The sequence below is a fragment of the Secundilactobacillus silagincola genome, from assembly GCF_002583405.1.
GTDB classification, from domain to species: domain Bacteria; phylum Bacillota; class Bacilli; order Lactobacillales; family Lactobacillaceae; genus Secundilactobacillus; species Secundilactobacillus silagincola.
Genome location: NZ_BCMJ01000009.1, coordinates 1 through 22,814, shown reverse-complemented (window position 1 = coordinate 22,814; position 22,814 = coordinate 1). Strand labels below are relative to the sequence as shown.

The 22,814-nt window shown below is 43.1% G+C and carries 19 protein-coding genes and 3 tRNA genes; 3 read left to right on the top strand and 19 right to left on the bottom strand.

From position 1 onward, the window contains the following. Positions 1-2: 2 nt before the first annotated feature. From ispE to trpS, 16 genes are all read right to left on the bottom strand, one after another. Positions 3-854 carry a 4-(cytidine 5'-diphospho)-2-C-methyl-D-erythritol kinase gene (gene ispE, locus CES82_RS09840; protein WP_098825860.1) on the bottom strand — a complete coding sequence of 284 codons (852 nt, stop codon included), beginning with the start codon at positions 852-854 and terminating at the stop codon, positions 3-5. A gap of 222 nt (positions 855-1,076) precedes the next feature. Further along, positions 1,077-1,226, bottom strand: coding sequence for a hypothetical protein (locus CES82_RS12510; protein ID WP_180245724.1), 150 nt, complete (start codon positions 1,224-1,226; stop codon positions 1,077-1,079). Positions 1,227-1,253: 27 nt separating this feature from the next. Beyond that, entirely contained in the window at positions 1,254-2,333 is a 1,080-nt protein-coding gene (locus tag CES82_RS09835; protein ID WP_098825858.1) for a hypothetical protein, read from the bottom strand. Positions 2,334-2,574: 241 nt separating this feature from the next. After that, positions 2,575-5,481 carry an SEC10/PgrA surface exclusion domain-containing protein gene (locus tag CES82_RS09830; protein ID WP_098825856.1) on the bottom strand — a complete coding sequence of 969 codons (2,907 nt, stop codon included), beginning with the start codon at positions 5,479-5,481 and terminating at the stop codon, positions 2,575-2,577. Positions 5,482-5,949: 468 nt separating this feature from the next. Next, complete coding sequence (locus CES82_RS09825; RefSeq protein ID WP_098825855.1) at positions 5,950-6,207, bottom strand: Veg family protein; 258 nt, start codon at positions 6,205-6,207, stop codon at positions 5,950-5,952. A 197-nt stretch (positions 6,208-6,404) separates the two neighbouring features. Then, positions 6,405-7,289 (bottom strand): 16S rRNA (adenine(1518)-N(6)/adenine(1519)-N(6))-dimethyltransferase RsmA, encoded by an 885-nt coding sequence (rsmA, locus tag CES82_RS09820; RefSeq protein WP_098825853.1) that lies wholly within the window; start codon positions 7,287-7,289, stop codon positions 6,405-6,407. After that, positions 7,286-7,855, bottom strand: a complete 570-nt coding sequence (rnmV, locus tag CES82_RS09815) for a ribonuclease M5 (protein WP_098825851.1) — start codon at positions 7,853-7,855, stop codon at positions 7,286-7,288. The genes rsmA and rnmV overlap by 4 nt, the downstream gene beginning before the upstream one ends. Before the next feature lies 1 nt (position 7,856). Beyond that, on the bottom strand, positions 7,857-8,633 hold the full coding sequence (locus CES82_RS09810) for a TatD family hydrolase (RefSeq protein WP_098825849.1): 777 nt from the start codon (positions 8,631-8,633) through the stop codon (positions 7,857-7,859). A gap of 92 nt (positions 8,634-8,725) precedes the next feature. Continuing rightward, on the bottom strand, positions 8,726-10,777 hold the full coding sequence (gene metG, locus CES82_RS09805; protein WP_098825847.1) for a methionine--tRNA ligase: 2,052 nt from the start codon (positions 10,775-10,777) through the stop codon (positions 8,726-8,728). Positions 10,778-10,938: 161 nt separating this feature from the next. Beyond that, positions 10,939-11,784: a DUF72 domain-containing protein gene (locus CES82_RS09800; RefSeq protein WP_098825846.1), complete on the bottom strand. Its 846-nt coding sequence runs from the start codon at positions 11,782-11,784 to the stop codon at positions 10,939-10,941. Between the two features lie 14 nt (positions 11,785-11,798). Continuing rightward, positions 11,799-12,404: a TMEM175 family protein gene (locus CES82_RS09795; RefSeq protein ID WP_098825844.1), complete on the bottom strand. Its 606-nt coding sequence runs from the start codon at positions 12,402-12,404 to the stop codon at positions 11,799-11,801. Positions 12,405-12,468: 64 nt separating this feature from the next. Further along, positions 12,469-13,167 carry an NAD-dependent protein deacylase gene (locus tag CES82_RS09790; RefSeq protein WP_098825842.1) on the bottom strand — a complete coding sequence of 233 codons (699 nt, stop codon included), beginning with the start codon at positions 13,165-13,167 and terminating at the stop codon, positions 12,469-12,471. Positions 13,168-13,194: 27 nt separating this feature from the next. After that, on the bottom strand, positions 13,195-14,154 hold the full coding sequence (locus tag CES82_RS09785; RefSeq protein ID WP_098825840.1) for an IpaB/EvcA family protein: 960 nt from the start codon (positions 14,152-14,154) through the stop codon (positions 13,195-13,197). 5 nt (positions 14,155-14,159) lie between these two features. Beyond that, entirely contained in the window at positions 14,160-15,428 is a 1,269-nt protein-coding gene (locus CES82_RS09780; protein WP_098825838.1) for a hydroxymethylglutaryl-CoA reductase, degradative, read from the bottom strand. Between the two features lie 22 nt (positions 15,429-15,450). Next, positions 15,451-16,377, bottom strand: coding sequence for a Ppx/GppA family phosphatase (locus tag CES82_RS09775; protein WP_098825837.1), 927 nt, complete (start codon positions 16,375-16,377; stop codon positions 15,451-15,453). A gap of 36 nt (positions 16,378-16,413) precedes the next feature. Further along, a complete protein-coding gene (gene trpS / locus CES82_RS09770; protein WP_098825835.1) occupies positions 16,414-17,430 on the bottom strand; it encodes a tryptophan--tRNA ligase in 1,017 nt (338 codons plus the stop codon). Between the two features lie 383 nt (positions 17,431-17,813). On the opposite strand from trpS, the gene helD reads away from it, so the two are divergent. Continuing rightward, complete coding sequence (helD, locus tag CES82_RS09765) at positions 17,814-20,123, top strand: RNA polymerase recycling motor HelD (RefSeq protein WP_098825833.1); 2,310 nt, start codon at positions 17,814-17,816, stop codon at positions 20,121-20,123. A gap of 80 nt (positions 20,124-20,203) precedes the next feature. On the opposite strand, the gene CES82_RS09760 is transcribed toward helD, so the two are convergent. Beyond that, positions 20,204-21,385 carry a cation:proton antiporter gene (locus CES82_RS09760; RefSeq protein WP_098825831.1) on the bottom strand — a complete coding sequence of 394 codons (1,182 nt, stop codon included), beginning with the start codon at positions 21,383-21,385 and terminating at the stop codon, positions 20,204-20,206. 83 nt (positions 21,386-21,468) lie between these two features. Between CES82_RS09760 and CES82_RS09755 the strand changes: the two genes are divergently transcribed. Continuing rightward, positions 21,469-22,023, top strand: a complete 555-nt coding sequence (locus CES82_RS09755; protein ID WP_098825947.1) for an NUDIX hydrolase — start codon at positions 21,469-21,471, stop codon at positions 22,021-22,023. An 88-nt stretch (positions 22,024-22,111) separates the two neighbouring features. On the opposite strand, the gene CES82_RS09750 is transcribed toward CES82_RS09755, so the two are convergent. Both CES82_RS09750 and CES82_RS09745 read right to left on the bottom strand, forming a co-directional pair. After that, positions 22,112-22,196 (bottom strand) — tRNA-Leu (locus tag CES82_RS09750). 65 nt (positions 22,197-22,261) lie between these two features. Beyond that, a tRNA-Pro gene (locus CES82_RS09745) sits at positions 22,262-22,335 on the bottom strand. Positions 22,336-22,553: 218 nt separating this feature from the next. Between CES82_RS09745 and CES82_RS09740 the strand changes: the two genes are divergently transcribed. Then, a tRNA-Thr gene (locus CES82_RS09740) sits at positions 22,554-22,626 on the top strand. The last annotated feature ends 188 nt before the right edge of the window (positions 22,627-22,814 follow it).

Sequence of the window (22,814 nt, the reverse complement as noted above, 5' to 3'; positions counted from 1 at the left end):
CCTTATAGTGAGCGTACAAGATATGCTTCCGGACAGAAACCGCGAATGCTGTTAAACACGCGCTGAGCACGAGACTCTTTATTAAAAACTGAAAATACAGTTGGCCCCGTGCCACTCATCACCGCGGTCTGCGCACCATACCCCTTCATCCGTTCTTTGATCTGCTGAATTTCCGGATAACGACGAACAGAAATAGGTTCTAACGCGTTGCCCATATTAGCTACTAATTGCTGGTGATCACCAGCTGCAATGGCGGCCAGTACCCCGTCAATATTGGGATGTGCCAGCACGTCATAATCAATTTGCCGCAGAATGCTAGGCGTTGAAACGCTCACATTGGGTTTCGCTAAAACAATCCAAACCGGTTTTAGCGCTGGCTGTAAGACTTCGACCTGTTCACCAAGCCCGGTGACATGAGCGGTCTTGCTGTACACACAGTAAGGGACATCCGAATCAACTTTCAGACTTAATTTAGCTAATTCAGCAATTGGTAAATTAAGGTCCCAAAGTTGATTTAACGCCCGTAAAACGGCAGCTGCATCAGAAGAACCGCCACCAAGGCCCGCCGCTACTGGAATATTTTTTTGAATCTTAATATGAGCACCATGCTTAACTTTAAACGTCCGCTGAAGCAAAGATGCTGCTTGAAACGCAAGGTTGCGCTGATCATTAGGCAAAAAACCGGAGTTAGAAGACACAACGATCTGCCTTGCACCGGTTGAGCGAACTTCAACGTAGTCTGCAAGGTCGATGGAGGTCATCACCATGTCCCACTCGGGCTGTCCATCAGCGTGGCGAAACGGTGTATCAAGGCCAAGGTTAACTTTGGCCGCTGCCTTTTCCACTACTATCAAATTTTGATCACCTACACTTCAGTCAGAATCGTTTCCTTATAAAACTACTGCTCCCTTAAGTTTTGTTATTAGAGACATTATACTCGAAATGAACAGAGTGTGGAAGAGGTGCATTAACCCCACATAAACTAGATCAGCTCAAAAAAGTCCCACCAGAAAATTTTCTGATGAGACCCATGAGCGATTTTAACTGCTATTCACCGAAATACGGTTTAGCAAATTTTACATTACCGTTTGTATAAACATAAGCATTGCTTTCTCTTTACTCTTCGTAACTTTAACATATGTGTTTTCCCATTTATCATGAAAAATTTTAGCACTTGCAGTTGCCTGTGTTGCTACACCAACCACAATCGTCAAAAATTTTTTCATGGTGTTCCCCACTATTAACCTTCCCTTTTAATAAGCAGTTGTACTCCGTAAAATTTCAGGCGTACGGTTGGACATTAACATTCCGTGACCACTGTTATCAAAGATCAATGACTCAAATTCACGGTGTGAGTTGAATTTGGTGTACTTAAAATCACTGGCTTTTAGTGAGCCATTACCGTTGAGCTTTTTAGCTGGAAAACTAGTAATGGAATCATCAGCAACTAGGTAAAGGCGACCATTATGACCGTTGTATCCCATGGCTTGTTCGTGGGTACCAGGACGATGAGCAAACAATTGTTTAGTCAGACGGAAATGAACCGTCTTGGAACCAATCGTGCCCTTATAGACTTTTACTTTCGAACCTGAAACCGTCCAGTAATAAGCGTTACCGCTGTGATCAAAAGTTAAATCGTGCCCGCCAGGAACATTGGCGCCATGACTCGACATATGGAACGTAATGGCTTTATTAGGCGTTAACGAAGATGTGCTGATTCGTTGCAACGTTGACGTACGAGTGGCACTCATTGACGTATCACGCCACATATAAAGTGACTTATGTTTCTTGTCGTAAGCTAATGATTGACCATGACCAGTGGTAAAAATACCGCCAACTTTCACGGCTGAGCTGCCCGACTTATTATCCATCAAAGCCTGCTGCTTAGCTAATGACATGCCTTTAAGTTTATTCATATCATAGCGGGCAACAAACCCCTTATTCGTCATACCTTTTGTGTAGTGCGGTTGATAGACCACGTAGAGATAGTGACCGCCATCATAAGCAGCAGATTGCGGATTAGTCATGTCATACTTCGCACTGCCCTTAGCATTATGCGTGTCTGCCAGCTGAAATTCAGTTTTCAACGTCCATTTTTGGTTGCCGCCAACACTAGCGATTGTATTACTGCCACCGGGATTTTTAGCGAAAGCGTAAGCACCAGCTTTTACAAACCCCGTTGCCTTATTGTCAACTGTCCTTAGACTACCCGAAGAATACTGTGTAATTGCGTTACTCTTTTGCGTATATGACGCCGCGTTTGCGGTACCAGCAAATCCCAACAGCGCCACTGCCCCAGCAATGGCACTTGTCATCAAACCTAAATGCTTCATTGAAAATTCCCCCCAGAATTATTTTTACACTGTCCTTTTTCACAACCAATCAATTGTTTTATCACTATCGCACCAGTTGAATAAACTGCTCGAAAGTCGTATACATTTATATAATATCACAAATTTCATAGCGTAATTAATGATAATATAATCCCTCTTAAACCACGATAAGGTCAATACTGTTCTCCAAAAAAGCACAGTCAAATCGCTGACTGTGCTAAAGATTAACTTGGATAATATATTAAATCCGATTCTTTTTCCTTAAAATAAATTTACTGAAGAGCGTCATCAAACTTAATCCAATTAAAGCTAGTAAGTTGCCCTCATTTACTTCAGATGTTTGCGGTAAACTATTGGCACTCACATCGGTAGCTTTCGACACCTTGTTTGCTTGTACAGTTGTCCCTGAAACTTGTCCATTCTTATCGAAAAGTAAATCCTGTGGCGCTTTAACTGAAGATTGCGCACCCTGTGAATGGCTATTAGTTTGGCTAACTGCTGCTGGTTTCACTTCAGTATTCTGAGTCGTCCCATTACTATTAGGCTGTTGAGTAGGTGTCGCCTTTTGCGATGGACTCGCCAAAGAATTTGAACCTTCCTGACTTGGTAATACTGATGAGTTGTTACTCGTTGAACTAGCTGAACCATTTTCCTCGGGTTGAATCTGGACTTGCGTCTGAACCGTATTTCTCGCTGCAACTTTTGCCGGTGCCTCTTTAAAAGCCTGAACAACTTGTGGCCAAAGAATTGCACTCTTTTCCCACTTAGCTAAATTCTGATTTGCCGTAACCAAACTCTGCTTTGCAGCATCCAGTTTAGCCTGAGCCACCTTTAATTGATCAGCGGCTGTTGTTGCTTGTCCTTTTACTTTATCATAGGCAACCTGTGCTGTATTCACGTCATCTTGAGCTGCTTTAACCGCTTGATTAGCATCAGCTAACTGGGTCCCTGCATTTTGCAAATCAGTCACTTTTTGCTGTAGTTCATTGACCTTGTTACTATCATCAGTCAACTGCTTCTTAGCTGTATTCAAATTTTGCTGAGCGGTGGTCAAAGCATTTTGAGCAGTATCGGAATTAGCTTTAGCTTGCTGTGCCGCAGTAGTTAACGTTGCCAATTTTGCTTTATCAGCAGTTAACTGAGCATTGGCAGCGTCTAAGGCTGCCTGTTTTGTCTGAGCATCAGCGCTTAGATTGGCCAAGTCGGCAGTTGCTTTATCTAGAGCTTTTTGGTCAGTCGTTAATTTACTCTTGGCTGTGTTTAGTGCGTCTGTTGCGGAACTCAGATTGGCAGTTGCTTTATCAGCTGCAGTCTTAGCTTTGGTGAGGGCATCAGTAGCGGTAGTTTGTGCTTGTTTAGCGGCTGTTAAAGCGGATTGTTTTTGTGTTAACACCGTTTTAGCATCATTTAAGGTATCCGACTGTTGACTTTGAAGTGTGTTTAGCGTGGCTAGCTTAGCCTGTGCATCCGAGGGCTTGCTTTCTGGAATTGGATAGGTATCCTGAGTATCAAACTTGGAAGAATCTGCAATATCAAAACCATTGTCGGGAACTACTAGCAAATGTTGTTGACCAAGTGTATCAAACGAAATACCGAAATAATTTGCCTTGTCCTTTGGATACCACGAGCCAAGAAGCGCCACAGCGTGTCCCCAACCTGAATCTGCATCGTCAAACAACATTTGTTGAACAGTACTATAAACTTTGTCCTTTAACGTCGCCATTGAAATACCTTGCGTACTTGCAATCGTACCTTTAGCCAGATCTGAATCTGCTGACTCCGCGCTTTCATACATTTGATAGCCATCATTTCGTACTAAAGACCCGTCAGTCGCTTGTTTAGCATATGGTTGCAAACCATTTTCAATTGAAACATCATTAACACCAACATTATCATGAAACGATTGCGCTACGTTCCAGTCATCTGCATCATATCTTGCAGCCACATCATTAGCAAGTTTTTGTGACCCTTTTGAAACCGTTAGAGGTGTATGACCAATATCCGCTCTTAGTGGATTCAATAATCCAGCTACAAACGTACTTAATTCCGTTTGCTGTTCTGTCGTCATATTAGTAATATCCGGAATTATTTGTGCAACATCTTCACTAGTTGGTTGATAGTCTTTATAGTCCTGCCATATTTGGGCAACAACAGCCTTCAATTGTTGAACTTTAGCTGGGATTTGCGCTTTTTCTTCACCAGTGGGGTTAGCTAAACCAATAAAATCAACCAACTGTCCGTATTCCTTCGTTAATGTAGGCAACGAATTATCTACTCCAGCTGCTTGTTTTAAAGCATCAATTTGCTGTTGCGTTGCATTAACTGCTGATTGCGCCTGATCTGCAGCAGTTTTGGCAGTTTGAACCGCCGCATTTGAATCACTGACCGATTTATCAGCATCTTTTTTAGCCTGATCTGCAGTCGCAAGATCTGCATCAGCCTGATTTTTTACAGCTGTGGCGTCATCAACCTTTTTCTGATCATCCGTAATCGTTTGCTTATCAGTATTAACTGCATTTTGAGCGTCTGCTTTATTCTTACTTAATTCAGCCGAACCAGTGCCATCTAATGCTTTCTGGGCATCTGTAACCGCCTGGGTACTACCGTCAACTACCTTTTGTTGATTGGCAACAGTTTGGTCAGCCTTACTCATAACAGTAGCAGCGGTTTGCACATTATTTTGAGCATCCTGTTGCTTCGTCTGCGCATTGCCCACTGCAGTTTGATCATCTTTTACCTTCTGCTGAGCAGTGGATACGTCATTTTTAGCATCACTAATAGCCTTGGGAGTTGCTTGTGCTTCCAAATTAGCAGCAGCGGCCTGTTCCTGCTTTGTAGCAGTTAAATCAGCATTGGCTGTATCAAGCGCATCCTTAGCGGCTTTTTGGGAAGCGCTTACATTGTTGCTATCAGTCGTCGCTTGGTTAACTTCAGTCTGTGCTGAATCAACATTGGTCTGTGCATCACTGACTTGTTTTTGTGCTTGATTAACTTGACTATCAAGCAATGACGAAGTTGATGTTGAAGAACTTGTCACATTTGTTGATGTCGATTCTGGTTCTTTAGCTTCTGCATTCACTGAAACCCCTATAATTCCAGCCATCGCTGCAGCAGTAGTGATCGCACCAATTTTTGTACCTTTTCCCATAATAATTTCCCCCTCTTGATATTAACAATCACACTAAACTAAGTTTCATTGCATACCATGACTTATCCCACAAATCTAACAATATCTCCGAAAAAAGTGCCTTAATAGTGCCACGTTTCTCACAGAACCTAATTCCCCCTCTTAGGATATCTTTATGTACTCTGACAATTCATAGTCATATCTAACCATCATATAAAATTACTCAAATAGGAGTACACATTTGTATATTACCACATAACGGTGGGTTCGCCACTGTCAGTTACAATTTCAGTGCCTTAATTAGCAAAAAAAAATGTGACATAAGTCTATATTGATAAAAATTTCATTTGGCTTCTTGATTTAAAGACAATTTAAAGTTTGCTTTTGTTCAATACTTTAATCTAGTCTAAACCTGCGCCGGAATCGACCGAGTTGTGTCACACTATCCCTTAATTTTAGCCAATAAAAAAAGGCCTCAAAGGCCCATTTTTATTGATTGTCATCCTCATCGCCATCGCCAAAGTTAATCTGAATATTCTGAGTCAGAATATCTGTATAACTGTAAGAAACACGTTCGAATGAATTTTCATCTTGGTCCAGATCCACAACGAAAACAGCAGGATATGTCTCTTTAAGAATTCCGTGTCGTTCCGTTGTTTTTTTACGCCCTGCCTGGGCGACTACCATAAGTTCCTGGCCAATGTGTGTTGACAGCCGGTCCTTAATAGTTGCTAAACTTGTTGGCATGACCTCACCCCTTGTGTGAAACATTTTATCATGGTTTCACAGAAAAGTCAAATTATACCACAACCGCTTATTTACAACAAGTATTTTGTCATGAAAAAACAGATTAAAATCCTTTCATGATAGGATTTAGCAGACACGTGTCCCGCTTATCGAAAAAGCGTCTGTTGCGGTTAACTCATCAGCGTACCGAAAAGTTTTTATAACAAACCCTCTTCGTGCAACGCGTTTGTGAGTTCAATAAACTGTTCAATGGTTAGTTTCTCTGCTCTAATTTGTGGTGAAATTCTGACCTTATTCAAGACGTTCGTGATACGGTCTTTAACATCCTGATCCTTCCCAAAAATTGCACAAAGATTATTCCAAAAACTCTTCCGGCGATGCATGAAACTGCCCTTAACAAACTTTGCAAATACTTTGTCGTCAAAAGGAGCTGGATCGAAAGGTACCCGCTTCTTCATAGTGACAATGGCTGAATCCACGTTCGGTTGCGGAATAAACGCTGTCCGTGGAACGGTAAATGCCACTTGAGCATCCGTTTGATACTGGACCGCAATTGAAAGTGAACCGTAAGCCTTCGTGCCTGGAACAGCAACTAGCCGATCCGCCACTTCCTTTTGCATCATGACCGTGATTGACTCAAATTGAATGCCACTTTGTAACACGTTCATCAAAATCGGCGTGGTAATGTAGTATGGCAAATTAGCTACCAGTTTTAACGGTCGATCAGGATCAAAATTTTCCTTGATCAACTGGGGCAAATTGGCTTTCAAAATATCTTGGTTAAGAATCGTAATATTATCGTACTGGGATAGTGTTTCTCCCAAGATTGGCACTAGCTGATCATCAATTTCAAAAGCTAATACATGATGGCTGTTTTGAGCTAAAAACTCTGTTAGACCACCAATACCAGGACCAATTTCAATCACATTATCCTTCTCTGACAGTTCAGCTGCCTGGACAATGTGCTCCAAAATATTAATGTCAGTCAAAAAGTTTTGGCCGAGACTCTTCTTTACGTTTAAACCATATCGGTTAATAATCGCCTGTGTTCGTGCCGGACTTGCAATTAATGGTGTACTCATTGGCGTTCACTCTCCTCTTGGTCGATCTGTTCAATCGCATGCCAGAATGTCTCTGAACTAATTTGGAACATCAAAAGCCGCTTTTTGAGCTGCTTACCGTTCACATAACCGATTCGCAATAACTCACCTAGAGCTTCACGACGGGCTTTGGCTTCAGGGACCCCGACTAATCGAGCCTTGATCAAATCTGCCTGACTGATCTGTTCAACTGTTGAATCACCCTCAGTATACACGTGGGCCAAGGCTTCGCGTATTGCTTCGGCGCTAGCATGTTCCACGCCTAATGATCCGCCTGCTTTGGTAGGCACCCCCTCAGCTTTAGGTAAGAAAGCGTGCTTAGCGTTAGGCACCACTTCCGAAACGATTTTGCGAATTTTTTCACCCGAAAAATCAGGATCAGTGAAAATGATAATACCGCGCTTTTTTGCCACTTCCTCAATCAAATCAAGGGTTTCTTCTGGTACAGCAGAGCCACGGGTTTCAATCGTATCTGCTTTAACTGCCTTCGCAATTTGCTTAGTATCGTCTTTACCTTCAACCACGATGACTTCTTTAATGGTTTTCAATCTAGGACTCCTTAATCTTAAAAAATCGGTGTGCGTTCTGCCAGGTTGCTGCGGCTATTTCTTCTGGTGTGGTCTGGCGTTCCTTAGCTATAGCTTCTACGGTATAACGAGTAAAGCCTGGTTCGTTCTGCTCGCCCCGGTGCGGTTCAGGTGTCAGGTACGGTGCATCCGTCTCAACCATCATCCGGTCAAGGGGGGTCGCCCGAACAGAATCATGAACTTCGTGAGCATTCTTAAAGCTGGCCACTCCCGAATACGAAATCATCATACCCAGATCAAGAAACTTCTTCAACCATTCTGGATCACCATTAAAACTGTGCATAACACCACCAGTATCCTTAATACCCACTGATTTAATGATGTTATAGGTATCCTCAAAAGCGTCCCGGTTATGCACCACGATTGGCATACCATGGTCCTTGGCGATTTCAATTTGCCGTTTAAATACTTTTCGTTGCACATCCTGCGGTGAAGAATCCCAGTGATAATCCAGTCCAATTTCCCCAAGAGCAACGACCCGGTCCTCTTCTAACTGCTGCTCTAAAACTTTTTCCTTATCAGCATCGTAGAATTTTGAGTCCTCCGGGTGCCAGCCAACAGCTGCGTGCAACTGGGGATACTCGTGAGCCAGCCGAACCGCCTGTCTGTTCAGTTCGGTATTTGAACCCACGATGGTCATTTTCACAACGTCTAAATCTGCTGCCCGTGCCAGATAACGCGGAACATCATCGATAAATTCTTCGCTGTTCAAATGGGTATGTGAATCAAAAATTTTCATAACAATATTTCTCCTACATTGAAGCAAAAATCCGAATATTCAATGACTGAAAATTCGGATTTCGCCTTCCGCCACTTGCGAAAGTTTAGTTACTATTCGACTGTTGACCCGTTAGCAATACTTTCAGGTACCGTAACGAGCTGAACCTTCCCATTAGCATCTTCAGAAGACAAAAGCATCCCCTGACTGACTTGACCACGCATCTTCCGAGGTTTCAAGTTAGCCACAATAATCACTTTTTTGCCTAATAGATCCTTTGGTTCTGGATAATATTCTGCGATACCAGAAAGAATCTGACGATCATCTGAGTCACCGGCATCCAAACGGAATTGTAAGAGCTTATCAGCACCTTGAACTTTTTGAACGTCAATAATTTCGGCAACTTTCAATTCGATTTTTTCGAAGGCATCGAAACGAACTTCCTTCTTGTTTGATTTCAATTCGGTATTTTCTGGGTTCCAAACGCCTGAGTTAGCAGCTTCTTTAGCGGCTTCCATAGCAGCCCGGCCCTTTTTCTTATCCGACTTAGTCATCTGAGCAGCAATAAAGGCAACTTCTTCATCAGCATCACGCCGAGGGAAGATCGGTGTCCCTTTTTCAACAACCTTGCTGTTCTTAGGTAAACTGTCCATCGTCAATTCTTTCAAGTTAACGTTGTCGTCAAACTCCAAACCTAACTGCGACAAAATTTGTTTTGGTGCATGAGTCATCACTGGACTCAAGAAGTAAGCGATGATTCGTAGACTCGCAGCCAAATGCGCCATAACGGCAGCCAATTTGCGCTTACTGTCATCATCATCGTTTTTAGCCAAAATCCACGGTTCAGTCTCGTCAATGTACTTGTTGGTGCGAGCAATTAACTTCCAAACTTCTGCCAGTGCATCTGAAAGATGTAAGTCATCCATCAGTTTGTGGTAGTTAGCCATCGTCGTTTCAGCCGTTTCTTCCAAGGAAGCATCAAAATCAGTGACACCTGACTCAAAGGCTGGAATGACACCATCTTCGTACTTGTTGATCATGGCCACAGTCCGGTTCAACAAATTTCCTAAATCGTTGGCCAAATCATAGTTTAAACGGTCAACAAAATCTTCAGGAGTGAACGTACCATCGTTACCGTAAGGCATAGCCCGAATCAAGTAATAACGGACAGAATCCAACCCGTAACGGTCAACCAAGGTCTCTGGGTAAATAACGTTACCCTTAGACTTAGACATCTTACCGTCCTTCATCAGTAACCAGTTATGGCCAAAAACAGTCTTAGGTAATGGCAGACCCAGCGCATGAAGCATAATTGGCCAGTAAATGGTGTGAAAACGCACAATTTCTTTGCCGACCATCTGAACATTAGCAGGCCAGAACTTCTTGAATAGACTGTCATCTTTACCATCGTAACCAAGTGCCGTAATATAGTTGGTCAACGCATCAAGCCAAACGTACACAACGTGCTTAGGATTGGACTTAACCGGGATCCCCCAATTAAAGGTGGTCCGTGATACAGCGAGGTCTTCCAAACCAGGCTTGATGAAGTTATTGATCATTTCGTTCATCCGGTTTGCCGGTTGGATAAATTCTGGATGTTCTTTGTAATAATTTAACAGCCAGTCAGCATACTTACCCATCTTAAAGAAGTAAGACTCTTCCTTAACCAGTTCAACTTCGTGCCCACTAGGAGCTTTACCGCCAATGACCTTACCATTGTCATCACGATAGACTTCAGCCAGTTGCGTTTCAGTGAAGTATTCTTCATCGTCAACTGAATACCAGCCTTCATATTCGCCCAAGTAGATGTCACCTTGGTCTTGTAATTGCTGGAACATTTTTTGAACGGCTTTTTCATGATAGTCATCCGTTGTCCGAATAAATTTATCGTTTGAAATTTCCAGTGTTTTCCAGAGTTTCTTGATACCAGCAGCCATTTCATCAACGTAGCTTTTAGGATCCGTACCAAGTTGCTCAGCTTTTTCCTCGATCTTCAAACCATGTTCATCGGTTCCAGTCAAGAAAAAGACATCGTAGCCGGTTTCTCGCTTATAACGCGCTAAAGCGTCACAAGCAATCGTGGTATATGAGTTACCAATGTGTAACTTCCCAGATGGGTAGTAGATTGGTGTTGTTATGTAATACGTAGGTTTGGTTTCTGTCATGTTTAAAAACAGGCCCCTTTCAGTCAATTTATTTTTGTAATCAATACATTTTTATTTCTAGAAAGTCTCCAACATTATAGCATATCTGACCCGTTGGAGAAATAACTCTCAGTCATCAACTGCTAGTTTTCGGGCCAGAGTCTCATCATTTTACACAGAACTCAAAACAAACTCATTTGCTGAGGCCCTAGCCCTTGCCATGATAAATGCAGCAAATCCCTTAACGCAAGCGCGTTAGGTGCAGCGTCACGCCCCGAATTATTATTGAAAATAACGCAAACTTCACGGACTTGCGTACTTAATTCAGAAACCGTTGCTGCAAAGGCGGCTAGTTCCTCGTCACTATATTTATAAAGCGTTCGGACACCGCGCCAATCCTTACCCCGATTGAACCAGCCCTGTTCGTTGCGTCCGTGCAACCGCATTAAAGCTAACCGATCATCGGCTACTTTAGCAACGAATGGCACACCATCGTTTAAACGATGCGGCTCGTCCACGATCACGTGAGTCATATTAAGACCTGCTAAATAACGCATTAAGTCATCGGTTAAAGCGGGATCATACCAACTGGGATCACGAAACTCCACTGCGATTGGTAAATCAGCCATCTGATCACGAATTTCGAATAACCACTGTAAATTCTCAGTTGTTCGCTGAAAAAAGGGTGGGAACTGGAATAACACGGTTTTTAATTGATGTGCGCTAACCAGTGGCCGAACCATTCTGCGGTACTCGGTAAAGGCCTGCTGACGCTCCTCATCGCTGGCCTCCTCCTTGCCATAATCATGCTTGGTCATGAGCTTATTTGCTTTCAAGATAAACTGAAACTTTTCTGGGACTTCTTTTTGCCAGTTAGCAACCGTACTGGCCCTTGGAATCCCATAAAACGGTGTGTCTAACTCAACGACTGGCAAAACTGCCGCGTATTCCGGCAGCGTCACATCCCGTTGCACATTTTGAATTAAAGCCGGGTGCTCTTTCCAAGTCGTTAAACCAATTGTAATCATCAAAAGCACCTCACTCATTTTTTAACTAACTGCTGTTTACTCTTCTTTTTTAAATACCGATCAACGCGGTGATCCGGCACGATCCACGGAACCAACGAACCAAAACAGAGAATTGCAGAAGCCGGTGGCCAGACAAACGCTAAGCCAATGCCAATCAGAACAACCAGCATTGAATACCAGGACTTGCGCTGTCCCTTACCAAAGAATTTCGTAAACACTGAATCGGGTTCATGCGCGGCTAATAGGGCCTTAACTAAAACGTAAAAACTGATATTAACCGCTAAAAAGACGATTCCCATGGTCGCTTCAGGCGCTGAATATCCCGTATGACTGCCAGCCCAATCAGTAGCAATCGGCAACACACTGATGGTCAGTAAGAAGAGATTGTTAGCCCATAATACTGCCCCGCTGACCATCTCCGTAATTTGAAACAGGTGATGATGATTATTCCAATAAACGGTGACCGTCAGAAAGCTTAGCAGATAAAGAATCAACTTATACCGCAGCGGCCATAATGCACTAAAAGTCGTGCCATCCGGTTCCGGGATTTCCAGTACCAAAATCGTAACGATGATGGCCATGACACCATCCGTGAATGCTTCCAATCGCGATTTACTCATTGTTGAATCCCCCTACTAAACATATGTATGACCGGCGAACCGGTCGAATTGTTAATGGTTGTGCTCATACCTTGAGCTGTTCAAAGAACTTAGCGGCATCTTCTTGAACCATTTCAAAATTAAACGAAAATGACAGTGGTTCATTGTTAATCACAATAACAGGTGCCATGGGATTGCGGTAATCTAACAACCCAGCAAAGGGATAAACCCTCATGGAAGTCCCCGTGATGACAATCAAATCAGCGTTTGCCATCGCGTTCACTGCATTAGAAATATTAGCTTCGTTTAAGCCTTCCTCATACAGCACAACGTCTGGCCGTAACTGACCGCCGCAGCCTTCATGAACTGGGCTCTTAAGATAATCGTGCCAATCCACTTCTTGGTGACACTTCTGGCAGTACACCCGGTAAAGGTTACCGTGAAATTCCACCAGGTGCTTAGCGCCGGCTTTACGATACAAGTTATCGATGTTTTGGGTCACAATGGTTGCACGATCCTGTTGCGTCAACGCTGCCTGTTTTTCGTGAATCACGTTGGGCTTAGCATCCGGTTTATACAAATTAGTCTTTACATAGTCGTAAAACACATCCGGCTCTTGAGTTAAACAGGTGTGACTGAGATAATACTCGGCGTTTTTATGATGGGTATACAGCCCATTATTTGAACGATAATCTGGTATACCAGAGGGCGTTGAAACGCCCGCACCCGTCAAGAAAACGATGTGCTTGGATTGTTCAAACGCCCGCTGAATCGTTTCATCCATTATCAAGGCCTCCAATCACCAAAATTTCTAACGTAAAATATACGGCATTTCTAGTTTCTTAAATAGTTCCTCAACTGACAGTGAATAAATGGCTTTATAATACTCGGGATTATCGTTAGCTTTAGTTGGTGCGGAAATAACAAAGGAGTTCTGACCATCCGCCCGGTTAATGCCAACGTACGCCCGGCGCTTGCTCTTAATATCAACCATATCAGAATGATATAGCTCAAACATTTGGCGAACTTCCAACCGTAATTGACGCTTAGAAACCACGTTTGAAATAGTAGCAAACTCGGTCATATTGATTGGTGGTAATCCCCAGTCTTTCAACTGCTCATCAAAAGCCTTAAATAACTTAACCACGTTACGACGCAAGGTAAATGGTGAATCCACTGGTTTTTCAGTAATCAGTGCATACAGCTTCTTAGCAGCTGCAAACGAGATTGGATAGTCCTTTTCCAGTTGATCATTAACCGCCTTATTTTCATCACCATAAAAGACCAGCGCATCGGTCAAAGTCAGTAACCGCAACGTCATTTTATCATCGACTGGGGTTGGTTCTGGCTTGATAGTGGCATGAATTCCCTTGAGGTACATCTGCTCGATTTCATCAGTAATCAAGCCGTGCTTACGCTGTTCGCTGACCACCACGATGTGACTCACCGTATCATAGAGTTCAGTCCCCAGCATCATTAACTGCTGATCTAGCTGTTCTTCACCAGTGGAAATGGCAAAGAAAATTTGTGGAAACCCACGTAGCGTCATCAATAGGTGTAAAAGCTCATGGGATGCCGTGTAGTCTGGTGCGGAAAGGTCGCTGATCTGAACCATAATATTATTCTTGTCCTGAACGGCCTGTGCCTGATCATGACGAACATAACCATTTTGCAATTTGCCGATGAACTGTAATTCTACTTTTCCGGGAAAAATTTTATTGACCGCATCTAATAGTGATTGCGTCTCTGAATTGATCTCAACGTTTTGCATGATATCTACGTCTCCTTGTTATTTCTAATTTGACTCAATAATTGTCTCGCCTGAGCTTCATTAGGATCATCAGTATTGCTTAACTGTTTCGTTAATACTGACACTTCTGACGGTGTGGCGCCAACGGACATGGCCAAAGAACGCATTTGCATTTTCATATGGCCTTGCTGAATACCGTTAGTAACCAGAGCCTTAAGCGCAGCGAAGTTTTGTGCAAGCCCTACTGCGGCAATCAGCTTCATCAAGTCTTCCGGTGAATTAATCTTTGCCATCTTTTGGTTAATCGCTACTAACGGTAATACCTTAGTGGCACCACCAACAATACCAATAGGTAATGGCAATGTCAGCGTGCCTGTCAACTGGTCGTCTTCAAGCTGCCATTGACTCAAACCTCGATACTGTCCATCCGTTACCGCATAAGCATGAGCGGCACTTTCGATAGCTCGCCAATCATTGCCCATTGCGACAACTACTGCATCGACACCGTTCATGATCCCTTTATTATGGGTGACAGCACGCATTGGGTCTAGTCGCGCGATACGACTCGCTTGGGCAATACGCTTGCCAACTTGCTGAGCCTTATCCGCCTGATCAGCCAATTGCGAGACTGGTACTGATACTGTAGCCGTTGTTAAACTCTGATCACCAGCATTGGAGAGAATACTAAACAAAGTAGTGTGGTGCAATTTATTTTGCACGACCCCCGCAATGGCTTCCAGCATCGTATTCATCATATTAGCACCCATAGCGGCCTTAACATCCACCACTAAATCAATGGAAACAAACCCTTCGCCGAGGTCGCGAGTCCGAATCGACTTCGGCCCACCGCCACGCTTAACGATGGATGGATGGGCCTGTTTTGCTACTTCTAGTAATTCATTTTGGTGTAAAGCAATCCAATCATCAATAGAAGCGTAAACTTTTACATCACTAAGGACCACTTGTCCCGTTAACAGCCGAGAATGCACAGTGGCTGTGATACCACCGGCTTTTGCCAACTGCTTGGCACCATTACTAGCCGCTGCGATGACGCTAGGTTCTTCCGTGACCATTGGGACAACGTACTCATGATCATTGACACGAAGATTGACTGCTACGCCCTCAGGTAATTGATACGTCGTCAAATAATTTTCAATCAGTAACGGTGCATCTCCCTGCGTTGCCCGATGCTTAAGGATTTGTTGCTCCGCTTCAGACAGCCCCAGCGTTTCAGCTAAAATAGCTAATCGCTGTTCCGGTGTCCGCTTGTAAAACTGTGAAAACGTCGCTTCCATGTTCACCTATCCCTTACTATCATTAACTATAGTCGTGATTGAGATATGCGTGAATAATGCCCTCGCGCACACCACTTTCCGAAAAAATCACCCGGTCTGAATCTAACATTTGCAGCAACAGTACTAATGGCATGATGCCACCAATAATAATATCGGCCCGGTCTGGTTCAAGGCCAGAAATCTGCTGTCGCTGTGCCTTATCTTTACTTAATAACATGCTAAATAACCGAAAAACCTCTGAGGTCGTCAGCTGATAGCCGTGAATCTGCTCCACGTGCAAGATCTGTTGTTGCCGTCTACTCATCCGTGCCAGTGACCGGTTAGCCCCACCTAATAGAATCAAAGGCTTCGTTTGTGCTTCATGCAGCCACCAAATGTCTCGCAGTCGTTTTCTTAGGAAAATGGATGCGCTAAAGAAGTCCGCTGCATCAACCTTATCGTCGAGATTAAACTGCTCTGAAAGGTTGACTGCACCAAAGGGAATGCTGATTAGATTACTTTCTTTACCGGAAGTAATATTCACCATTTCTAGACTGGCACCGCCAACGTCTAGCATCAAGGCATCTTCGACTCGGAGCCGATGTTTAACGCCCAGATAGTCATAATAGGCCTCATCATCACCGGATAAAATGTCTAGTTTGAGCCCGATTTCGCGTTCAACACGCTCAAGAAACTCAGCCTGGTTGCTTGCTTGACGAACAGCCGCTGTTGTAATGGCCTTAACCGTTAAATTAGGCAGGTCTTTGTAAATCGTTTTGAATTTGCGCAAAGCATCCAACGTCCGTCGAATAGCCGTATCTTGAAGTTCTTTTTCGTCACCCATGCCTTCAGATATACGAGAATCTTCCTTATAGCGCGCAACCTCTCGGAAGGTTTGATCCGGCCGAATTTCATTAATCGTCATCCGGACTGAATTAGAACCCAAATCAACGATCACCAAATTATCCATCACCGACATCCCCTTCTCGTTATCAGCTTAAGTTTTTTAACCGAAGTAGTTAAGACCCATTTTCTCTACGACTTCTTTTAGGGTCTGATTAGCAACTTGATTTGCTTTTTCGCTACCGTCTTTCAAAATCTGGTAAACACCAGGAATATCCTGTTCATACTGTGCACGACGAGCTCGAATTGGGTCCAACACAGCTTGTAAAACATCGTTTAAATACCGCTTAATTTTAACATCTCCAAGACCACCGTGTTGATATTGTGCCTTCAGATCTGCGACTTTTTGCTTATCATCGTCGAAAATATCGAGATAAGTGAACACCGTGTTGCCTTCAACGTGGCCTGGGTCTTCAACGTGCACGTGAGTAGGATCAGTATACATGGACATGACTTTCTTTTGAACGGTGTCAGCATCATCTGACAAATAAATCGCGTTGTTCAGCGACTTACTCATCTTAGCGTTTCCATCCAAGCCAGGAATCCGACCTTCGCCTTCTGGTGGGAAGTAGCCTTCTGGTTCAACCAGAACTTCACCGTAAATACTATTGAAGCTACGAACAATTTCACGGGTCTGTTCCAACATTGGTTCTTGATCTTCGCCTACTGGTACCGTAGTAGCTTTGAAAGCAGTAATATCGGCTGCTTGGCTAACGGGATAAATGAAGAAGCCGGCAGGTACACTTTGGCCGAACTGCTTTTGCTTGATTTCGGTTTTTACCGTAGGATTACGTTCCAAACGTGAAACAGTCACTAAGTTAAGGTAGTGCATCGTTAGTTCACTTAAAGCAGGAATTTGTGATTGCACTAAAATAGTTGATTTCTTGGGATCGATACCCACAGCTAAATAATCCAGAGCAACCTGAATTAAACTGTTACGGATTTTTTCTGGATCACGGGCGTTATCAGTCAGCGCCTGTTGGTCAGCAATCATAATGTAGGATTCGTAGTCGCCAGAATTTTGTAATTTGACCCGATTTTGTAAGGAACCTACATAATGGCCAATGTGAAGTTTACCTGTTGGTCTGTCACCAGTTAAAATAATTTTTTTATTGCTCATTTTCAATCTCCCTTTCAATTTATGTACCTATTTTTTGGTGCAATAACACTTAATAAAAAAGACGCCCTAATTGCGTATGCAATAGGACGTCAACCGCGGTACCACCTAAATTTGTGACGTAAAGTCACCACTCTCACCGATAAGGAGGCACCCTAAAATTCACGTATCAGCTCCAAAATGATCATTCTGGCCACTTTCAGCAATCGTGGTCTCTCTGTCAACATGATCTAAACGCACTGACGAATTCTATCTATATAATGGTATCTATTTTAAGCATTTTACCAGTCCTTGTCAAAGTTGGTTTGGCCTGAGTTTTTCTAATTGACACAACCACCTAATCACACTAGAATGGTTCAAGCACATTAAACGAAAGAGGCGGTTTTTTGGAATCACAGGAACAAAAAATTGAACAGCAGCGTGTCGATTCGGTGATCAATCAAATTACCGCAAAAATTAAGTCAGTCTCACTGGAGTACAGTAAGGCTCATGCCGAAATGAAGTTGGTGCAGGAAAACTACAGTGCCAACACTTCGGTTAACTACGTGGAAGTCGATGACCGAATTGAAACTTCTGCCGAACTGCAGCAACAACGGGCCTTAGCTTCCCGACTGATTGAAAACGAACAAATCATTTCTAGCCAGTTAAACGTCTATAAAGATTTGGAGAAGTCACCCTACTTCGGTCGGATCGATATTCAGGATCCTGACGAAACCGAACAGGAAAAACTCTATATTGGGACAGCTTCATTTACTGATGACGACGCTAACTTTTTAGTTTACGACTGGCGAGCACCCATTTCGGCTATTTATTACAACGGGACTTTAGGCGATGTCACCTATGACACTCCCGCGGGTAAACAGCTTACTAAGCTGACCAAGAAGCGCCAGTTTTTAATTCAAAACGGTAAAATTGAATCCATGTTCGACACTAACGAAACCGTTGGTGACGAAATGTTGCAACACGTTTTGGGACAGCAAAACGATGAAACCATGCAAAACATCGTGGCCACGATTCAGCGTGAACAAAACGATATCATCCGTGATACTCGTTCTGATTTGCTGGTGGTTCAAGGAGTTGCAGGCTCAGGTAAGACTTCTGCTATCTTACAGCGGATTGCTTTCCTGTTATATCATAGTCGCCAGGAGCTGCAGGCTGACCAAATCGTATTATTCTCACCCAACAAGTTATTTAGCCACTACATTTCCGATGTGTTACCTAGTTTAGGTGAGCGGAATATGCGACAGGTCACTTTAGCCGACTTTCTCACTCAGCGGCTTCAGGGATTAAACGTAGAATCTTTATTTGACCGCTACGAAAAGGACCTTGAGCTAACTAATGAGCAGCAAGCTCTAGTGGACTACAAGTCCTCTTCACACTATATGCATCAAATCGCGGACTATTGTCAAAACCTGGCACCAACTCATTTTAAATTTAATCACATTTATTTTGATGGCCGGATTTTCTTCAACAAAACTGAAATTGAAAAGATCTATCAGGACTTACCGCACTTGCAGCCGGCAGAACGCTTTTTAAGGACTAAAAACATCCTGATCAAACAACTGAAGCGCCGAATCAACCAAGAAGCTAAGTCAGACTGGGTGGCTGAAAAAATCGATCAGCTTTCCGACGAAGAATACCATAATTTATTGGGTTCGAAACGACTTCATGACTTTCAAGAAGTCGATGCCGAAACCAATTATATTGCTCGCAAAATCGTGACTCGACGTTTACGGAAGGTCTATGATGCCATCTACAATAACTACTTCTTAGACATTTACAGTCAATACGCTGACTTCATGGATACTGTTGCCACACCAGATAATGTGTCAGATGATACCATGGCAGCTAGCAAGCATAACTTCTTACATGATATCGAATTTCATAAATGTGAGTTGGTAGATGCTGCACCATTACTTTATATTCGTGACATCCTCACTGGTGGTGGGCAAAACCATGCTATGCAGCACTTGTTTGTGGATGAAATGCAGGATTATTCTATTGCCCAACTACAGTATTTACATCACGCGTTTCCTAAGGCGCACATGACTTTCTTAGGTGATGCAGAACAGGCCCTGTTCAAAGCTGTTCAAACACCTGAAGCATTATTAGCCAGCCTACGTGATGCCTTTAACGTTCACCGACCACGGCTGTTAAAATTAAACCGTTCTTACCGGTCAACATTGCCGATCACGACGTTTGCGAAGGCCCTTTTACCAGATGGCGATCAGATTGAAGCATTCACCCGACCTGGAAGTTTGCCACGTTTGGTGATTCGCTATGATGCTGAAAGTTGCTACGATGCGTTAGAGAATGAAGTCACCAGTCTGCGTGCCGACAACGGTACTGTGGCAATTTTAACTAAAAATTTGGAGCAGGCCCATGCTGTTTATCAAAAATTACATCATGAAACTAACGATGTCACGTTAATGACAGACGCCGATTTATCCTTACCGAAAGGAACGCTGGTAATGCCGATTTATCTGGCTAAGGGTTTGGAATTTGATGCGGTAATCGCTTGGAACGTTTCCGCGACTAACTTCCCTGATGAACGGTTTACTGGCACTCTGTACACCATTGCAACGCGAGCAATGCACCAATTAATTTTGATGAGTATTGGCCCCGTTTCACCGTTGATTGCTTCTGATAAATTGCCAAAAACGGTCCTGCAAATTGAGCATGAATTTACCAATTAATTTTAACTAGTAAACATCAAAAAAACACCGTCATAATCAGTCGCTTCTCGCGAGATTATGACGGTGTTTTAGCTTACCCTCTATTTATTAACAGGTGCTAACGCTTTCTTGTTCGGCTTCAAAGCCTGTTTAAGCATAAATGGCGCCACCATGGTAGCTAAAATAATTACTAGTACCATTTTTGAATAAGTCGCATTAGATAATAGACCTGATTGCAGCCCGATTTGCACCGTAATCATACCCATTTCACCACGAGAAATCATGCCTGAGCCGATGACGTAACTACTATGCCAACTAAAACCGGTTAACCGCGCGCCTAAACCACAGCCCAATAACTTGGTCAAGCAAGCCAAAATAGTCATAACGACAATTAAGCCCAACGACTGTCCTAAGTAGCGAAACGACATACTCAAACCAATACCGACAAAAAACAGCGGGATAAACGCGGCGTAGCCAATTGGTTCCATATGGGCTTCGATGACTTCCCGGTAAGGCGTGTGTGCAACCGCAATTCCCGCAAAAAAAGCCCCAACTGCCCCGCTCAAGCCAACGGCATCTGCCACCCAAGCCATGCCCAAGCAAATCACCATAGACATGATCGTCACACTGGAATTCATAAGCAATTTTTCGCTGATTCCCATCAGATAAGGCGCAATCCAGCGCACCACTAAATAAGTACCGCCGAAAAAAGCGACTTGCTCAAGTAAAATAAGGGCGATGCTAGTATGCTGCCCACTAGTCTTCAAACCCTGAGTTCCCATTAAACTGATCATCACCGATAATAGAATCACACCTACGATATCGTCTGCTACGGCTGCGCCAAGGATGGTTGCCCCTTCTGAAGTATCCAAAGCGTGATAATCTCGTAATACCGCTACTGATATGGAAACCGATGTTGCACTAAAAATAACACCTATGTATGTTGCTTCAAAAACAGAAAAATGAAAGGCAACTGCTGCGCTTCCCATAAACACCACTGGCATAATGACACCGCAGAGTGCGACAATAATAGCTGGTTTAAAAAAACGCCTCAGCAAGGTGAGATTACTTTCCAGGCCACCAATAAACATCAGCATAATCACACCAATATCTGAGAAGAGGTTCAACAACTGATTTGGCTGCACCCAATTAAGGATTGCCGGTCCCACCACAATTCCTACTAAGATTTGACCGATAACGGACGGAATTCCCATTCGATTTGAGAAGTGTCCAGCAAAGGTTGTCAAAACTAGCAGGAAACATAATGTCCCTATAAAATTCACACTGACCACCCCTTGTAGTAAAATAGTGCTGCATGACCAACACTAAATAAAATATAACACTAACTGGAAGTGAAATCTTGTACATGTTTAGGAATTGGCATCAAGTTGGCAACATTAAGAACCACACAAAACAATATCAAGGACCCGTTTTTTCAGTCGAACAATGTGAGATTGATACTCCAGATGGCCTTTCCGTCGAAAGAGACCTTATCCACACTGCACCAACTATCACTATCTTGGCGCTAACAGATGATCAACAAGTTGTGATGACTAGTGAATATCGAGTGGGAATTAATGCTGAATCAGTTTCCCTGCCCGCTGGTATTATTAATCCGGGGGAATCTCCTGAAGAGGCAGCTAAACGTGAATTTCAAGAAGAAACTGGCTATCTAGCCCAGTCGGTTAAAGTAATGACTACTGTCACTTCTTCTGAAGGTTTTATGGATCAAACAGCAGCACTTATCTTGCTTCGCTTTGATCCGTCAAAACGAACTTCTACTCATTTCGATAGCGATGAATTCGTTTCTACTCAACTGGTTGATTTAACTCAAGTTCTGAAATGGATCAAAGCCGGAAAAGTAAATACTGCTCAGGCTTTGGCCGCAGTTGGCTATTATCAGCTTTATCTCTCAAATTAAACGGGGAAAACGAAAAAACAACCTGATGATTTGATCATCAGGTTGTTTTAATTTTTACGCTGTAGAGTATGTATTTTACTCATGTTAATACCGGAGGTGGGGTTCGAACCCACACGTCCTCAACGGACACTGGATTTTGAGTCCAGCGCGTCTGCCAGTTCCGCCACTCCGGCATAATCTATTTCGTTACTGCAGCATATCGTATTTGTACTTGTAATACAAGACATCAGATTTGCTATCGGGAAGACAGGATTCGAACCTGCGACCCCCTGGTCCCAAACCAGGTGCTCTACCAAGCTGAGCTACTTCCCGATGTCGTTTTATAAATTGCCAACTATATTAGTATACTACTCAGCCCTAATTATTACTAGCATATTTTTAGCCTAATTTGTCGTTATTGAATTTTTTTGAATTTTCCGAATTAAGAAAACATTCTCCCTGTTGTAGTATCTTAAATTTCTTTTGTCGCACTTTATGGACTTTGCTTCACTAGCTTCGTATCCAACCTTCTATGTAGTATAATATGAGTTGCCGCTGTAGCTCAGAAGGTAGAGCACTTCCATGGTAAGGAAGAGGTCATCGGTTCAAATCCGATAAGCGGCTTTTGTTTGATTCATGTTGTGATGCTGTGTTAGTTAAATAGCTGCAGTCAGCGTTCACTTAAAGGGCTCTTTGACAACTGTTGTTGGTAAATTTATTAAATCAGTTCTAATCACTATTTCGTGATTAGGACTTTTTTAGTCTTAATACGCAAGGTATAAAGTACTCTTGCCCTAAACTTACGGAAGCTT

Excerpts from the sequence above, each read along its gene's own strand:
- trpS (WP_098825835.1), bottom strand. The coding sequence starts at position 17,430 with ATGAGCAATAAAAAAATTATTTTAACTGGTGACAGACCAACAGGTAAA.
- CES82_RS09780 (WP_098825838.1), bottom strand. The coding sequence starts at position 15,428 with ATGGAAGCGACGTTTTCACAGTTTTACAAGCGGACACCGGAACAGCGA.
- rsmA (WP_098825853.1), bottom strand. The coding sequence starts at position 7,289 with ATGAGTACACCATTAATTGCAAGTCCGGCACGAACACAGGCGATTATT.
- CES82_RS09800 (WP_098825846.1), bottom strand. The coding sequence starts at position 11,784 with ATGATTACAATTGGTTTAACGACTTGGAAAGAGCACCCGGCTTTAATT.
- CES82_RS09790 (WP_098825842.1), bottom strand. The coding sequence starts at position 13,167 with ATGGATGAAACGATTCAGCGGGCGTTTGAACAATCCAAGCACATCGTT.
- CES82_RS09785 (WP_098825840.1), bottom strand. The coding sequence starts at position 14,154 with ATGCAAAACGTTGAGATCAATTCAGAGACGCAATCACTATTAGATGCG.
- CES82_RS09835 (WP_098825858.1), bottom strand. The coding sequence starts at position 2,333 with ATGAAGCATTTAGGTTTGATGACAAGTGCCATTGCTGGGGCAGTGGCG.
- CES82_RS09810 (WP_098825849.1), bottom strand. The coding sequence starts at position 8,633 with ATGAAAATTTTTGATTCACATACCCATTTGAACAGCGAAGAATTTATC.
- CES82_RS09830 (WP_098825856.1), bottom strand. The coding sequence starts at position 5,481 with ATGGGAAAAGGTACAAAAATTGGTGCGATCACTACTGCTGCAGCGATG.
- CES82_RS09775 (WP_098825837.1), bottom strand. The coding sequence starts at position 16,377 with ATGGATAATTTGGTGATCGTTGATTTGGGTTCTAATTCAGTCCGGATG.
- CES82_RS09795 (WP_098825844.1), bottom strand. The coding sequence starts at position 12,404 with ATGAGTAAATCGCGATTGGAAGCATTCACGGATGGTGTCATGGCCATC.
- metG (WP_098825847.1), bottom strand. The coding sequence starts at position 10,777 with ATGACAGAAACCAAACCTACGTATTACATAACAACACCAATCTACTAC.
- CES82_RS09755 (WP_098825947.1), top strand. The coding sequence starts at position 21,469 with ATGTTTAGGAATTGGCATCAAGTTGGCAACATTAAGAACCACACAAAA.
- CES82_RS09825 (WP_098825855.1), bottom strand. The coding sequence starts at position 6,207 with ATGCCAACAAGTTTAGCAACTATTAAGGACCGGCTGTCAACACACATT.
- CES82_RS12510 (WP_180245724.1), bottom strand. The coding sequence starts at position 1,226 with ATGAAAAAATTTTTGACGATTGTGGTTGGTGTAGCAACACAGGCAACT.